Consider the following 13,694-nt stretch of genomic DNA (forward strand, 5'->3'; position numbering starts at 1 on the left):
GGCGATCATGACCCGCCCGGACGGTACGCGTCAGCCGACGCGCGCCGTGACAGCCCGTCATGATCATTCGGCTCTCACCCAGGGGATCGGATGTCCAGCACACCCAGCAGACCCACCCGGCACCGCCGCTCGTCGCGCCTCACCGTCCTGGGACGCGCGTTCGTGACCGGCGTCGTCCTCGCCACCACCGCACTGACCGCCACCGCCGCGGGCGCCGCGCCGGCGGACGGCGGCATCCTCCCGCCGCTGCCCGACGGCCTGAACGCGGCCATCGGGAAGCACCTCGACGCCAACTCCGGCTCGGCGCCCGGGTCCGCGCTCGGCAACGCCGCCGACGGCGACGGCACCAGCCGCTGGTGCCCCAGCACGGTGGGGGCCCACACCCTCACCGTCGACCTGGGCCGCGCCACCGACATCACCGGCACCGGCGTGACCTTCTCCGGCTCCGAGGGCAGCGACGGCTCGCACTACTCCGTGACCACCGGTCTCCACGCGCCCGGCGACAAGCCCTTTCCGCACCAGGGCCCGGGCGACAGCGACGGCATCGTGCAGGGCCCGCTGTATCTGTTCGCGGGCGCCTCGGGCAGCGCCGCCGACACCGCGGCCACCGTCAAGGCCCGCTATGTCACCCTGCACTTCCAGGCCCCCCGCGAAGAGAACCTCTGCGTGCAGGAGTTCCGCGTCTTCTCCGGCTCGGCCGTCGCCGCGCCCGGCCTGCAGTTGGGCGGCGACCTGACGAACCTGGCCGCCGACGACACGGGTTCGTGGTCGGCGGGCGGCACCGCCGCTCCCGTCGCGGACATCCTCAAGAGCGGCGGCATGAACTACGGCCGCGTCCAGCTGCTCGTCGATCCCACCGACTGCGGTACGACCTGCGCCGGCCTGGCCAACGGCCTCACGGTGGCCAAGCGGCTCAAGGCGGCCGGGATGAAGATCTCGCTCGACCTGGAGTACGCCGACACCCCGACCTCCTCGGTCTCGCAGCCCACACCCGCCGCCTGGGCCGGTGAGTCACCGAGCGCGCTGGCACGTACCGTCCGGTCCTACACCGGCTTGGTGGTCGCCGCCTTCGCCCACAACGGCACCCCGGTCTCGGAGGTGTCCATCGGTGACGACATCACCCAGGGCATGCTCTGGCCCACCGGCCGCCTCACCGTCGGCGGCTCCGGCAGCGCGGACTGGTCGCAGCTCACCGCGCTGGTGGCAGCCGGTGTGCAGGGCGTCCGGGACGGCAGCCCCCGGGGAAGCGACCCGCTGATCGAGCTCTCGCTGGACAGCGGCGCCGACAACACGACCACGGTCGACTTCCTGCACCACATCGCCGCGGCCCGCATACCCTTCGACGTCATCGGTCTGGCCTATCTGCCCTGGCAGCAGGGCGCGTTCACGGCGCTCAAGGCCAACCTGGACGATCTGGCCGACCGTTTCGACCAGCGGCTCGTGGTCTCCGAGAGCCAGTTCCCGTGCACCGACGTCACCGGCTACGGAACGTACTCGACCGCTGTCCCGTACCCGGACACCCTGCCCGGCTACCTCATCTCGCCCAGCGGGCAGGCCAGTTACGAACGCGACCTGGTCTCGCTGCTCGCCTCGCTGCGCGGCGGCGCCGGACTGGGCGTCTTCTACTCCGCGCCGGACACCACGGGCGGCCTCGGGCTGTTCACCGCCGACGGGGCCGCGCAGCCCGGTGCCTACGGCTACCGGATCGGCTCCAAGGCGACGCTCTACCACGGCGCTTCCGTCTCGCTCCCCGCCAACACCTCGCCGGGCGACCGGGCGGGCACCGCACTGCCCGGCCGCGTCCCCACCGCCCCGCAGCCGACCGCCGCACCCCTGGCCGCGGCGCCGCAGTCGGCGACGCAGGCTCCGATGCCCGCCGGTCTCGACGTGGCCATCGGTGCCAGGGCGGAGGCGGGTTCGGGCTCGGCCCCCGGCTCCTCGGTGAACAACACGGTCGACGGTGACGGCACCGACTCCTGGTGCCCGGCGGCGCTCGGCCCGCAGACCGTGACCGTCGACCTGGGCAAGCCGACCGACATCACCGGCACCGGTCTGACCTTCTCCGGCCAGCAGGCCGGCGACGGGTCCTCCTACACCGTGACGACCGGCCTCGGCGCGCCCGGTGACCAGCCCTTCCCGAACCGGACCGCCGGCGGCAACACCATCGGGCAAGGACCGCTGTACCTGTTCGCCGGCAGCGCCGGAAAGCCGGCGGCGACCGTCGAAGCCCGCTATGTCACGCTCCACTACCAGGTGCCGAGGGAACAGAGCGTCTGCGTCCAGGAGTTCCGCGTCTTCTCCACCGACGGGCGCCCCTCACCCGACCTGGAACTGGGCGCCGACCTGTCCACCCTCATCTCGGACAACGCGACCTACACGCTGAACGGCGCGAGCGCGCCGATCCTCAGCATCTTCAAGACCGGCGGCCTCAACTACGTCCGCCTGCGGCTGTGGATGAACCCGACCGGCTCGCCGGCCAGCAACCCCACGCTGGCCAACGACCTGATCATGGCCAAGCAGGTCAAGGCGGCGGGCATGAAGCTCCTGCTCGACTTCCACTACTCCGACACCTGGGCCGACCCGCAGCACCAGAACGTGCCGACCGCGTGGGCGGGGGAGAACCTGCCGCAGCTCACCACGTCGATCCACGACTACACGCGGTCGGTGGTCGAGGCGTTCGCCGCCAACGGCACGCCCGTCGACCAGGTGGCGATCGGCAACGAGATCACCCAGGGCACCGTCTGGGCGGCGACCTCGGTGGTCGGCGGCTCCACCACCGCGGTGGCGGGCGGCAGCACCCTGACCGCCCCGGCCCCCGCCGGAGCCGTCAACCTCAAGGTGGCCGGCGCCGGCAGCTTCGCCGCCGGCCAGACCGTGACGGTCGGCGCCGGCGCGCAGGCGCGTCCGGCGGTCGTCGCCGCGGTGGGCACCGCCACCCGCAGCACCACCCTGGCCGCGCCGGTCGGGGCCGGTGACACCGTCGTCAAGGTGGCGTCGGTGACCGGCTGGGCCGTCGGAGACACCGTCACCCTGGGCGCCGGGCCGAACCAGGAATCCGCCACGGTGGCGGCGCTCGGCACCGCCGGGGCCGCCGGCACCGGGATCACCCTCGACGGACCCGCGAAGCGGGCTCATCAGACCGGGGCGGGCGCCGCGGACCTGGGCACCGGCATCACGCTGACCGCCCCACTGCCCACCGCCCAGCCGCAGGGAGCCGTGGTCGCCACCGTCACACCCAAGGGGACCAGCACCCTCCGGGTCGGCAGCACGACCGGTTTCACCCCCGGTCAGAAGGTGGCCGTCGACTCCTCGGCCGGCCAGGAGACGGCCACGGTCGCGTCCGTGGGGACCGGTACGACCGGCGCCACCCTCACCTTCGCCGCTCCGCTCACCCGTGACCACGCCGGACCGTTCACCGTCGCCACCGCGACCCCGGCCGGCACCACCACGCTCAAACTGGCCGCCACCAGCGGCATCCGCGTCGGCGACACCCTGTTCGTCGACGCCGGCGCCAATCTCGTGCCCGACCAGCTCACCGAGACGGCGAAGGTCGCCGCGGTCGGCACCCCCGGCCCCGACGGCACCGGAGTCAGGCTGGCCGAACCGCTGGAACTCGGCCACGCCGGGGCGGTCACCGTCCAGGACGTGCAGACCTCCGGCAGGCTGCTCTTCGACCCGAAGACCGGCAAGGCCGACTGGACCTCGCTGACCACCCTCATCAAGGCGGGCGCGCAGGGCGCCCAGGCGGGCAATCCGGCCCACCACCAGCTGCTCATCCAGCTCCATGTCGACCGCGGCGGCGACAACGCCACCACCGTCGACTGGATGAACCACATGGTGCGGGCCGGCGTGCCGTTCGACGTCATCGGTGAGTCCTACTACCCCTGGTACCACGGCCCGATGGGGGCCATGAAGGCCAACCTCACCGATCTGGTCGGCCGCTTCCACAAGGACGTCCTGATCGCCGAGGACCAGTTCCCGCAGGCCCCGCAGGGCGGCTACGGCACGTACAACGTCGCCGACGCCAACTACCCCGACACGCTGCCCGGTTACCCGGTCACCCCGGCCGGCCAGCTGTCGTACCAGCGCGACCTCGACTCCCTCGTGGCCTCGCTCCCCGGCGGCCGCGGCCTCGGCGTCTTCTACTGGGACGGCGACGGCCAGGGCAACCTCGGCATGTTCAACCAGCAGCACGCCGCCCAGCCCGTCGTCTACGCCAACCAGGTGGGCAACGGCGCCGGTAGCGCCGACTGACCGGCCCGCACCACCACGACCGGCGCCCCCGCCTCATCCATCCCGAGGCGGGGGCGCCGGTCGCGGTTCCGGGGTACGTGGTTCCGGGCAGCGTCGGTCAGCCGGTGACGCTGGCCGTACCGTCCTCCAGGTGGCCGACGTAGCGGCGCGACCAGGACGAGTCGCCGCTCAGCGTCACGGACAGGTCGTACCAGCCGTCGCTCTTGGCCCGCGGGTCCACGGTGTGGGTCGCGTGGCCGTGCGCGGGGACGTGGTAGGTGACCGTGCGGTCCTTGAGGTAGTGGTTCGACGCGACCGTGAAGGTCACCGCGTGCCGGCCGGTGTTGGTCAGCTTCAGCGACAGCTTGGGGTGCGAGCCGTGGCCCTCCACCGAGTAGTCCGCCTCCACCTGCGCGGACTCGCCGGAGGCGTCGAGGTCACCGGTGAAGTGCCGCAGGAAGCGGTTCGGTCCGACGACGGTGATGTCGTACGCCGTGTCGCCCGCCGTCGCGCCGACCGGGGCGGTCCCGGCGACGGTCCTGGTCGAGTACGAGCCGGAGGCGTCGACCGTGTACTGGCCCGGGAACTTCGCGGGGTAGTCGGTCAGCGCGGGGGAGTCCGCGAGGTTGTTGTAGACCGAGAAGTGGCTCGCCCGGCGCACATGCGGACCGTTGTTGCTGAACGCCAGCTTCGCGGTGATCTCTCCGGTGCCGCCGGTCGTGAAGCCGACGAGGTTCGCGTTCGGCTGGTACGGCAGCGCCCGCGCCCGCTTCGTGCCCGGTTCCTGCTGCGGCATCGTGTTGGTGGTGACCGGCGGGTTGTAGCCGACCGGCTCGCCGATGGGGGCGAGGTCGGGCAGCTTGGGCAGGCCGAAGACCGGCGAGGTGAAGTCGAAGGCACTGGTGAGGTCGCCGCAGACCCGGCGGCGCCAGGCGCTGATGTTGGGGCAGATGGCCGGCTTGCCCAGCGCGCCGCTCCACTTCTCCATGAACTGGATGACCGAGGTGTGGTCGGAGACCTCCGAGGTCACCCAGCCGCCGCGGGTCCAGGGCGAGACCAGCAGCAGCGGCACCCGGAAGCCCAGCCCGACCGGGGCCGGCGCGGTGAGGCCGTACTTCGACAGGTCGGTGCCGGGCACGAACTCGTCGGCCTCGCCGGGGGCGGGCACCGGCGGCGGCACATGGTCGAACTGGCCGTCGTTCTCGTCGAAGTTGATGATCACCAGCGTCGAGTTGAAGACGTCCGGGTCGGCGTTGAGCGCCTTGAGCACCTCGTGCACGTAGTAGGCGCCGTCGGTCGGCGCGCCGTCCGGGTGCTCGGAGAACCGCTGGTTGGTGACCAGCCAGGAGACCCGCGGCAGGGTGCCGGCGAGCACGTCCTTGCGGACCGCCAGCGCGAGGTTGTCCGCGTTGCCGGTCTCCGGGTCGTTGGGCTCCGGCACGATCGCGACACCGTTGTCGTACAGCACGTTGCCCGGCGCCGCCGTGCCGCCCTGCCCGGGGTCGTACTGGGCGAAGTTCTTGAAGTACTCGACGCCGTTGTCGCCGTAGTTGTCGCTGCCCTGGTAGACCTTCCAGCTGATCCCGGCCTTCTGCAGCGTCTCGGCGTAGGACTCCCACGCCAGATCGCGGCCGAGCTCGTCGCCGCCGCTGTACGCGGTGAAGGTGCCGTGCTTCTGCGCCGCGTCGATCGTGCCGCCCCAGTGGTAGGTGCGGTTCGGGCCCGTCGCGCTGAGCACCGAGCAGTGGTAGGCGTCGCCGATGGTGTAGGCGTCGGCCAGCGCGTAGTGGAACGGCAGGTCGCGCCGGTCCAGGTAACCCAGCGTCGTGGGGCCGCCCTTGCTGACGTACCAGGCGTTCATCAGGCCGCCGTACCACGCGGTGTGCTGGCTCTCCCAGCTGTGGTCGGTGCCGCCGTAGTTCTGCGCGCCGACCTCCGAGCTGGGCGGCTGGTGGCCCGCCGGGTAGGCCGAGACGGGCGCGTCGCTCAGCCGCCACGGGAACTGCGTCCCGGTGATCGGCTGCCCCGGCGTCGTGGTGGGCTGCTCGAAGACCGACAGACCGCCGGGCAGGGTGGTGGTGGAGCGGTCGCCGAAGCCGCGCACGCCGCGCAGCGAGCCGTAGTAGTGGTCGAAGCTGCGGTTCTCCTGCATCAGGATGACGACCCGCTTGATGTCGCGGATGTCGCCGTGCAGTTTCTGCTGGGGCTTGGACTTGTGGGCCGACTCGGCCTCGGCGGCCGGAGCGGCCGCGCCGATCGCCGCCGCGCCGGTGATCGCGGTGGCCGCGCCGAGGAAGCCTCTGCGGGACAGTTCAGACATGGATCGAGTCCTTCGGGAGGATTTGGGGGGTGCCGCGAACCTACGCACGGCGTCCGGCGTCCCGGCGAAGAAGGCATGAAGGGCAGCGGAAATGATCATATTTTCGCTGCCCCAAAGCTCACAGGAATGCGCCCCGCCGAGGGCCGCCCCGACGGCGCTGACCAGGCACGGCGCGGCCGGCGGGGCAGCGGTCCGGCGGCCGGAACTCCCGTTCGTTGTAGAGGATCGGGGCCGGCGCGGCCCCGAGAGCCGACGACGGCGAAGCGCTGCCGGAGGCGGCGCCGGAGCCGGTCCGGAGCCGGTGCGGAGCGGATGATGATGCGAGCGAAGGAACGCGTGTGAGTGATTCAGGGGTGGGAACGGACGCCGCGGGAGCAGACGGCGTCGGAACGGACGGAGTGGCGTTGACCGACCACGAGGAGACACCCGGCCCGCCGGACCGCGAGCCGGCGCGGGGGCGTTCGCTGTGGAAGGAAGTGCCGCTGCTCGTCGTGATCGCGCTGGTGCTGGCGCTGCTCGTCAAGACGTTCCTGGTGCAGGCCTTCTCCATCCCCTCGGAGTCGATGCAGAACACCCTGCAACCCGGGGACCGCGTCCTGGTCGACAAGCTGACCCCGTGGTTCGGGTCCAAGCCCGAGCGCGGCGACGTCGTCGTCTTCCACGACCCGGACAACTGGCTGGGCGACGAGCCGATCGCGCACCCCAACCCGGTGCAGCGGGCGCTCAGCTTCGTCGGGGTGCTGCCGTCCGCCAGTGAGCGGGACCTGATCAAACGGGTCATCGGGGTCGCCGGTGACACCGTCGAGTGCCAGGGCACCGGACCGCTGAAGGTCAACGGCAAGCCGCTGGCCGAGCCCTATGTCTTCGCCGGGAACACCGCGTGCAGCCTCGACGACCAGGGCGGTCAGTTCAAGGTCACCGTCCCGCCGGGCAAGATCTGGGTGATGGGCGACCACCGCCAGGACTCGCTCGACTCCCGCTACCACCAGCAGGACAAGAACCACGGCTTCGTCCCCGTCGGCAACGTCGTCGGCCGCGCCGTCGTCGTCGCCTGGCCGGTCACCCGCTGGGCCACCCTGCCCGTACCGGACACCTTCGGCCAGCCGGGTATCGACTCGCGCGGCGCGCGGTAGGTCTCTACGCTGGGACAGGTCGCGAGTGATCAGGGACACCGGAGACCAGGGACAAGGGAGAGCCGGACATGGCGGGTGACGACGACATCTCCGGGTGACACCGGAAGATGACCGGCCACCGGCAGGCGCGCGCCAGCGCCGCCGCCGTGGCCGTCTCGTCGTACCTCCATCCCCTTGACCCCCCGCGGGCGGCTCCGGCACGCCCGCCTCTCCCCCGAGGGCTTCCGCATGTCCGACGCGTTCATCGTCTGCTCGAACCTCTCCTTCTCCTGGCCCGACGACACCCCGGTCTTCCAGGACCTGTCCTTCACCGTGGGCGGCGGCCGCACCGGCCTCGTCGCGCCGAACGGCGCGGGCAAGAGCACCCTGCTCAAGCTGATCGCCGGCGAGTACCGTCCCGGCGCCGGAAGCGTGTCCGTCCAGGGACCGACCGGCTACCTCCCGCAGAGCCTGCCGCTGGCGGGCGGGCTGACCGTGGCCGAGGTGCTGGGGATCGCCCCGGTGATCCGCGCGCTGGACGCCATCGAGTCCGGGGACACCGGCGAGGAGCACTTCGCCGTCATCGGCGACGACTGGGACATCGAGGAGCGCACCCGTGCCCAGCTGGACCGGCTCGGGCTGGCGGACCTCCTCCTCACCCGACGCCTGGACACCCTCAGCGGCGGCCAGGTCGTCTCCCTCGGCCTGGCCGCGGAACTGCTGAAGCGGCCCGACGTCCTGCTGCTGGACGAACCGACCAACAACCTCGACCTCGACGCGCGCCGCAGGCTCTACGGCGCGATCGAGGAGTGGACCGGCTGCCTGCTGCTGGTCAGCCACGACCGGGAACTGCTCGACCGGATGGACCGCATCGCCGAACTCGACCGGGGCGGGATCCGTTCCTACGGCGGGAACTTCGGCGCGTACGAGGAAGCCGTGCGCGCCGCCCGGGAAGTCGCCGAGAAGAACGTCCGCACCGCCGAGCAGGACGTCAGGCGGGAGCAGCGGGAAATGCAGCAGGCCCGCGAACGGGCCGCCCGCCGGGCGAGCACCGCCGCGCGGAACCTCAAGGACGCCGGGCTGCCGAAGATCTTCGCCGGCACGATGAAACGCGGCGCCCAGGAATCGGCCGGGAAGGCGAACGAGACGCACGCCGCGCGGGTCGGCGAGGCCAGGGCGCGGCTGGACGAGGCCGGGCGGGCCGTGCGCGAGGAGCAGCGGCTCGTACTGGAACTGCCCGGCACCCGGGTCCCGGCCGGCCGGACCGTCTTCCTCGGCGAGCGCATGCGGGTCCGCCGGGGCGGGCGGCCCGTCTTCGCGGGCGAGGGCGCCGACCTGGTGATCCGGGGGCCCGAGCGCATCGCCCTGACCGGGCCCAACGGGGCGGGCAAGTCCACCTTGCTGCGCCTGGTCAACGGCGAGCTGGAGCCCGAGGGCGGCGGGACCAAGCGGGCCGAGGGCCGGGTCGCCTACCTGTCGCAGCGCCTGGACCTGCTGGACCCCGACCGTACGGTCGCGGAGAATCTGGCCGCGTTCGCGCCCGGGACGCCGCCGGCCGAGCGGATGAATCTGCTGGCCCGCTTCCTGTTCCGGGGCTCGCGTACCCAGCTGCCGGTCGGCGTGCTGTCCGGCGGCGAGCGGCTGCGTGCCACCCTGGCCTGCGTCCTGTGCGCCGAGCCGGCGCCCCAGCTCCTGCTGCTGGACGAACCGACCAACAACCTCGACCTGGTCGGCGTCGGCGGGCTGGAGAGCGCCCTCAACGCCTATGAGGGCGCCTTCGTCGTGGTCAGCCACGACGTGCGGTTCCTGGCGGAGATCAAGGTGAACCGCTGGCTGCGGCTGTCCGACGGCCGGCTGCTGGAGACACGGGGGCCCGACGACGATCGGCGCTGGTAGCGTGATCGGATGCCCTCGGAGATCACCCGGCTCGTTGACGAGCTCGTCGTGCAGATGGAGTCCGGCTCGGATCGCGCCTACCGGCAGGCGATGTCGCGGCTGGCGGAGTCCGCGCGGGCCGGAGGGCCGGCGGCCCTGACCGCGGCGGTCGAGGCGCTCGCGCCGTTGCTGCCGGCCCTGTCCGGTGACCTCGCCACGACTGCGGTCCTGGTCGGCGCGCTGGTCGAGTGGGGCGGGTCTCCGCTGGCCCTGGCCGAGGTGCTCCCCGGGCGCGCGGCGGAGGCGATGCGGCTCAACGACTCCGCGGCGCGCCTGTGGGCCGAGGCGGCGCCCGGGCGGCCGCTGCCGGAGCCGGTGAGCGCCAGTGAGGAGGAGCTGCTGGCGGTCCTGGCCCGGCCGGCCGGACGGCAGGGGCACCCGGACGAGGCGGACCGGAGCCGGATCGCCCGGTCCTGGTTCGACCTGGACGACTGGCTCAAGGCGATGATCACCGTGCTGGGACGCCGCGAGTTCCGCGCGGCGGTGCCCGCCGGCGTCAAGGACGATCTGCGCCGGGACGCCGCCCCGCTCGCCGGCCGGTCACGGCTCGCCGCCTGGGTCGCCGACCTCGCCGCCGTCCTGGACGACGAGCCGCTGATCGTCCTCGACCCCGCCGCGCGCACCGGGTACGCGCTGACGATGAGCGGTGTCGGGGACAATTTCCAGCTGCACATCCTGCTCGCGGACCGGCTCATCGGCGACCCCGGCCGGGGCCTGGTCGCGGGAAAGCGCCCCGACCGGTCGTGGGTCGACGCGGCGACCGACGCCCACCCGCGCCTGCCCGCAGGGAATCCCGCCGTCCGGCGCTTCCGCCTCTTCGACGGGCACGGCGGCTATGTCCGCCCGGAGGGGAAGCCCGCCGACATCGAGCCGCTGGACGGCACCCGCGTGCTCGTCCTGCACCCGCCCGGGGGTGACTACGGCATGGCCACCGGCCGGGTCTTCCACGACATGCCGCCCGCCCTCGTCCTCGACCGGATCCTGGCCGCCGACGAGGCGGAGTCGTGGTTCAGCCGCGTCGCCCCCGCCGTCGAGAACGGTCTGGGGGAGCGTTAGCCCGGCGGCTCCCGGCCGGGGTGTCTGCGGCTTGTGGGGCGGGTGCGTGCCGGAGTGGTGATTCTCCTGCCGCCGGGGGCGCCGCTGAAGTACGTTCCTTGCCGTTGGGCCGAGCGCAATGCGGGCAATGGAGCGGATTCATGCGGGATGTGGCACAAGTCGGCGATGTGATCGCGGAACGGTACGTTCTGCGGGAGCGCATCGGCGCGGGCGGCATGGGCGTGGTGTGGCAGGCGCAGGACCGCCGCCTCGACCGGACGGTCGCCCTCAAATGCGCGAAGGTGGACGACGAGCGCGCGGTGGTCCGGCTGCGGAGGGAGGCGGCCAACGCCGCCGCCCTCGACCATCCGAACATCGTCTCCGTCTACGACTACTTCCACGACGGCCTCGGCTGGTGGATCGCCATGGAGTACGTGCCCTCCCGCAGTCTGGCCGGGGTCATGGCCGAAGAGGGCCTGTTACCTCCCGTCCGGGTGGCGGCGATCGGCCGGCAGATCGCCGACGCGCTCGCGGCGGCGCACGCCAAGGGCATCGTGCACCGCGACGTCACGCCGGAGAACATCCTCGTCACCGGGGAACGGGGGGAAATGGCGGCGACGGGGGAAACGCGGGAAGAGGTCGCCAAACTCGCCGACTTCGGCATCTCCCACGCGCTGTGGGGCGAGACGCTGGACGGCAGCACCACCGGGGGTGTGCGGGGCAAGCCGCGCTATATGGCCCCCGAGGTGGCGAAAGGGCACACCGCGAGCGTCGAGTCCGACCTGTTCTCGCTCGGGGCCTCGCTGTTCGCGGCTGTCGAAGGAGGATCGCCGTACGGCGAGGCCACCAGCCCGATGGCGTACATCGCCCGCGCCCTGGCGGGGCAGACCCGGACGCCGCGCCGGGCCGGGCCGCTCACCCGGCCGCTGACGGCGCTGCTGCGGAAGAACCCCCGCGACCGTCCCACCGCCGCCCGGACCCGGCAGCTGCTGGAGGAGATCGCGCCGCTGTCCCAGGCTGTGCGGAGCCCGCCGGGAAGCGAGCCGGCCGGCGATCCCGTCGGCACGAGCACGCTTCCGCTGTGGAGGTGGTACGTCACCCGTCGTCAGCGGTGGAGCGCCGCCGGGGTGGTGGCCGTCTTCGTGCTCGGAACGCTGGCCTGGCTGCTGTGGGGCCCCGGCCCTGCCATCAACCCCGGGCCGGACCGCGAGGCGGGCTCCGCCGCGCCGAAGGGCGCTGCTGCCCGCAGCGGCATCGGCGACGACCGCCGGGCCGATCCCTGCGCGCTGCTCGACGCCGCGTCGCTGCGACGTTTCGGTCCCGTCCGGCTGGTCACCGACTACGGGAACTTCGACCGCTGCGATCTGCTGGTGGACGACGGGGGCGCCGACTCGGCCGATGTCGCGGTCACCCTGCTCGACGCCCGGGTGGAGATCGGATCCCAGGTGCGTACCCGGAAGACCGGCGACATGACGGTGGCCGCGGAGCCGCTGGGCGACGGCGAGTGCGACCGGACCGTGCGGCTCGCCGACGGCAAGCACGTCCAGATCATGGCGCGGCAGACCGGCTCCGCCCTGCCGGACCTCTGCGCGATGGCCGACACCGCCACCGCCCACGCGGTCACCGTGCTGCGCCGCGGCCCGGTCCCACCGCGGGCCTCCGCCCCGGTGGCCGGTTCGCTGGCCACCGCCGACGCCTGCGAGCTGCTCCCCGCCACCGCGCTGCGCCGGACCCCCGGCCTCGGCGCCGCCCGCCCCGAAGCGGACTTCGGCCATTTCGGCTGCGAGTGGAACAGCCCTTCCGGCGACCGCGCGGTCGGGCTGGTCTTCGACCGCAACGACCCCCCATTGGAGGCGGAGGGCGGCCGCCCGGTCCAGCTGTCCGGCAAGCAGGCCCTGGTGGCTGCCGAGCCGGACGAACCGGGTACGTGCGACGCCCTGATCGTGCAGCGCACCTTCACCGATCTTCAGGGAGAGAGTGTCCAGGAGAGGGTGAAGCTGACGGTGTCGGGCGCCGGCCCGGTCGCGGAGTTGTGCGGTACGGCCCGGGACCTGGGCGCGGTGGCCGCGGGCCGGCTGCCGAAGGCGTAGCTCCGGTCCGGCCCGGTCGCGGCGCCGTGCGGCACCGGCCCGCCGGCGTCGGATTGTCCCGCCAGGGGTGACGGCCGCTGTCACGGCCTCGCGTGGCGGGCGCGGGCCAGGGCCACCGCTCCGGTGACCGGGGCGACGTCCAGGAGGCGGAGGGTGAGGTCGGGGTGCGCTGTCGCGAGGTGGGCGCGGAGGCGGTCGGCGAGCAGGGGCTGCCCGACCAGGACGCCGCCGGCCGCCACGACGGTGCGGCCCCGGGCGCCGCGGCCGCGTAGGCGGCCGACCAGGGCGGTCAGCTGGACCGCGGCCTCGTCCACGACCCCGAGGGCCAGGGACGAGCCGGCCGCCGCGGCCCGGAAGACGGCCGGGGCCGCCGGGCCCCAGTTCGCCGTGGTGGGCTCGTCGTTGACGCTACGGGCCAGGGTCTGCGGGTCCGGGTCGCCGTAGTGGGCGAGCAGCGCGGACAGCAGCCCGTCGTCCTCGCGGCCGGCGTCGTACGCGCCCAGGGCCGCCTTCGCCGCCTCGCGGACGATGGCCGGCGCGCTGCCCTCGTCGCCGAGCACCCAGCCCCAGCCGCCGGCGAACAGCACCGTGCCGGCCGGGTCCGCGCCGACCGCGATGGAGCCGGTGCCGGCGATGACGCCGATCCCGTGGTCCAGGCCGGCCGCCGGCACCAGCAGCGCGGCGTCGTTGACCACGGTGGCGGGCACGCCCAGCGACTCCAGCGCCGCCGCCAGATGGGCGCAGTGCTCCTGCGTGTCACAGCCCTGCGCCCCGACGCCGACCGCGGCGATCTCGTCCCCGGACGGCACGGCCCGGCCCAGGTGGTCCAGCAGCCAGCGCGCCGCCCGGTCCACCGGAGCGGCCTCCCAGCCGGCCGCCGGGACCTCGACATCGGCCCGGACGGCGCCCTCGGGCGTCTCCACCCGGACCGCGAGCTTGGTGCCGCCGACGTCGGCACCCACGAGAACC

Annotated in this window: 7 protein-coding genes; 5 read left to right on the plus strand and 2 right to left on the minus strand. The window is 73.3% G+C overall.

Annotated features, from left to right (window positions below; genetic code table 11):
* The first annotated feature begins 90 nt into the window (after window positions 1-90).
* Complete coding sequence (locus tag ACFO3J_RS09305; protein ID WP_386427983.1) at window positions 91-4,254, plus strand: glycosyl hydrolase 53 family protein; 4,164 nt, start codon at window positions 91-93, stop codon at window positions 4,252-4,254.
* A 97-nt stretch (window positions 4,255-4,351) separates the two neighbouring features.
* Here ACFO3J_RS09305 and ACFO3J_RS09310 read toward each other — a convergent pair whose 3' ends face one another.
* Complete coding sequence (locus ACFO3J_RS09310; RefSeq protein WP_386427985.1) at window positions 4,352-6,553, minus strand: phosphocholine-specific phospholipase C; 2,202 nt, start codon at window positions 6,551-6,553, stop codon at window positions 4,352-4,354.
* A gap of 398 nt (window positions 6,554-6,951) precedes the next feature.
* On the opposite strand from ACFO3J_RS09310, the gene lepB reads away from it, so the two are divergent.
* From lepB to ACFO3J_RS09330, 4 genes are all read left to right on the plus strand, one after another.
* The gene (gene lepB / locus ACFO3J_RS09315) at window positions 6,952-7,686 is read left to right on the plus strand and encodes a signal peptidase I (RefSeq protein WP_386428295.1); all 735 of its coding nucleotides are present in this window, start codon (window positions 6,952-6,954) and stop codon (window positions 7,684-7,686) included.
* A gap of 228 nt (window positions 7,687-7,914) precedes the next feature.
* Window positions 7,915-9,561, plus strand: a complete 1,647-nt coding sequence (locus ACFO3J_RS09320; protein ID WP_386427986.1) for an ABC-F family ATP-binding cassette domain-containing protein — start codon at window positions 7,915-7,917, stop codon at window positions 9,559-9,561.
* Window positions 9,562-9,570: 9 nt separating this feature from the next.
* Window positions 9,571-10,656 carry a hypothetical protein gene (locus ACFO3J_RS09325; RefSeq protein ID WP_386427987.1) on the plus strand — a complete coding sequence of 362 codons (1,086 nt, stop codon included), beginning with the start codon at window positions 9,571-9,573 and terminating at the stop codon, window positions 10,654-10,656.
* 140 nt (window positions 10,657-10,796) lie between these two features.
* On the plus strand, window positions 10,797-12,725 hold the full coding sequence (locus ACFO3J_RS09330) for a protein kinase domain-containing protein (protein ID WP_386427988.1): 1,929 nt from the start codon (window positions 10,797-10,799) through the stop codon (window positions 12,723-12,725).
* 80 nt (window positions 12,726-12,805) lie between these two features.
* Here the strand turns inward: ACFO3J_RS09330 and ACFO3J_RS09335 are convergent, their stop codons facing one another.
* Complete coding sequence (locus ACFO3J_RS09335) at window positions 12,806-13,687, minus strand: BadF/BadG/BcrA/BcrD ATPase family protein (protein WP_386427989.1); 882 nt, start codon at window positions 13,685-13,687, stop codon at window positions 12,806-12,808.
* Window positions 13,688-13,694: the final 7 nt, after the last annotated feature.

The organism is Streptomyces polygonati (assembly GCF_042650325.1).
GTDB lineage: Bacteria > Actinomycetota > Actinomycetes > Streptomycetales > Streptomycetaceae > Actinacidiphila > Actinacidiphila polygonati.

Bases quoted from the DNA above. Each gene is read 5' to 3' on its own strand.
- ACFO3J_RS09325 (WP_386427987.1), top strand. From the start codon at position 9,571: ATGCCCTCGGAGATCACCCGGCTCGTTGACGAGCTCGTCGTGCAGATG.
- ACFO3J_RS09305 (WP_386427983.1), top strand. From the start codon at position 91: ATGTCCAGCACACCCAGCAGACCCACCCGGCACCGCCGCTCGTCGCGC.
- ACFO3J_RS09310 (WP_386427985.1), bottom strand. From the start codon at position 6,553: ATGTCTGAACTGTCCCGCAGAGGCTTCCTCGGCGCGGCCACCGCGATC.
- ACFO3J_RS09320 (WP_386427986.1), top strand. From the start codon at position 7,915: ATGTCCGACGCGTTCATCGTCTGCTCGAACCTCTCCTTCTCCTGGCCC.
- ACFO3J_RS09330 (WP_386427988.1), top strand. From the start codon at position 10,797: ATGCGGGATGTGGCACAAGTCGGCGATGTGATCGCGGAACGGTACGTT.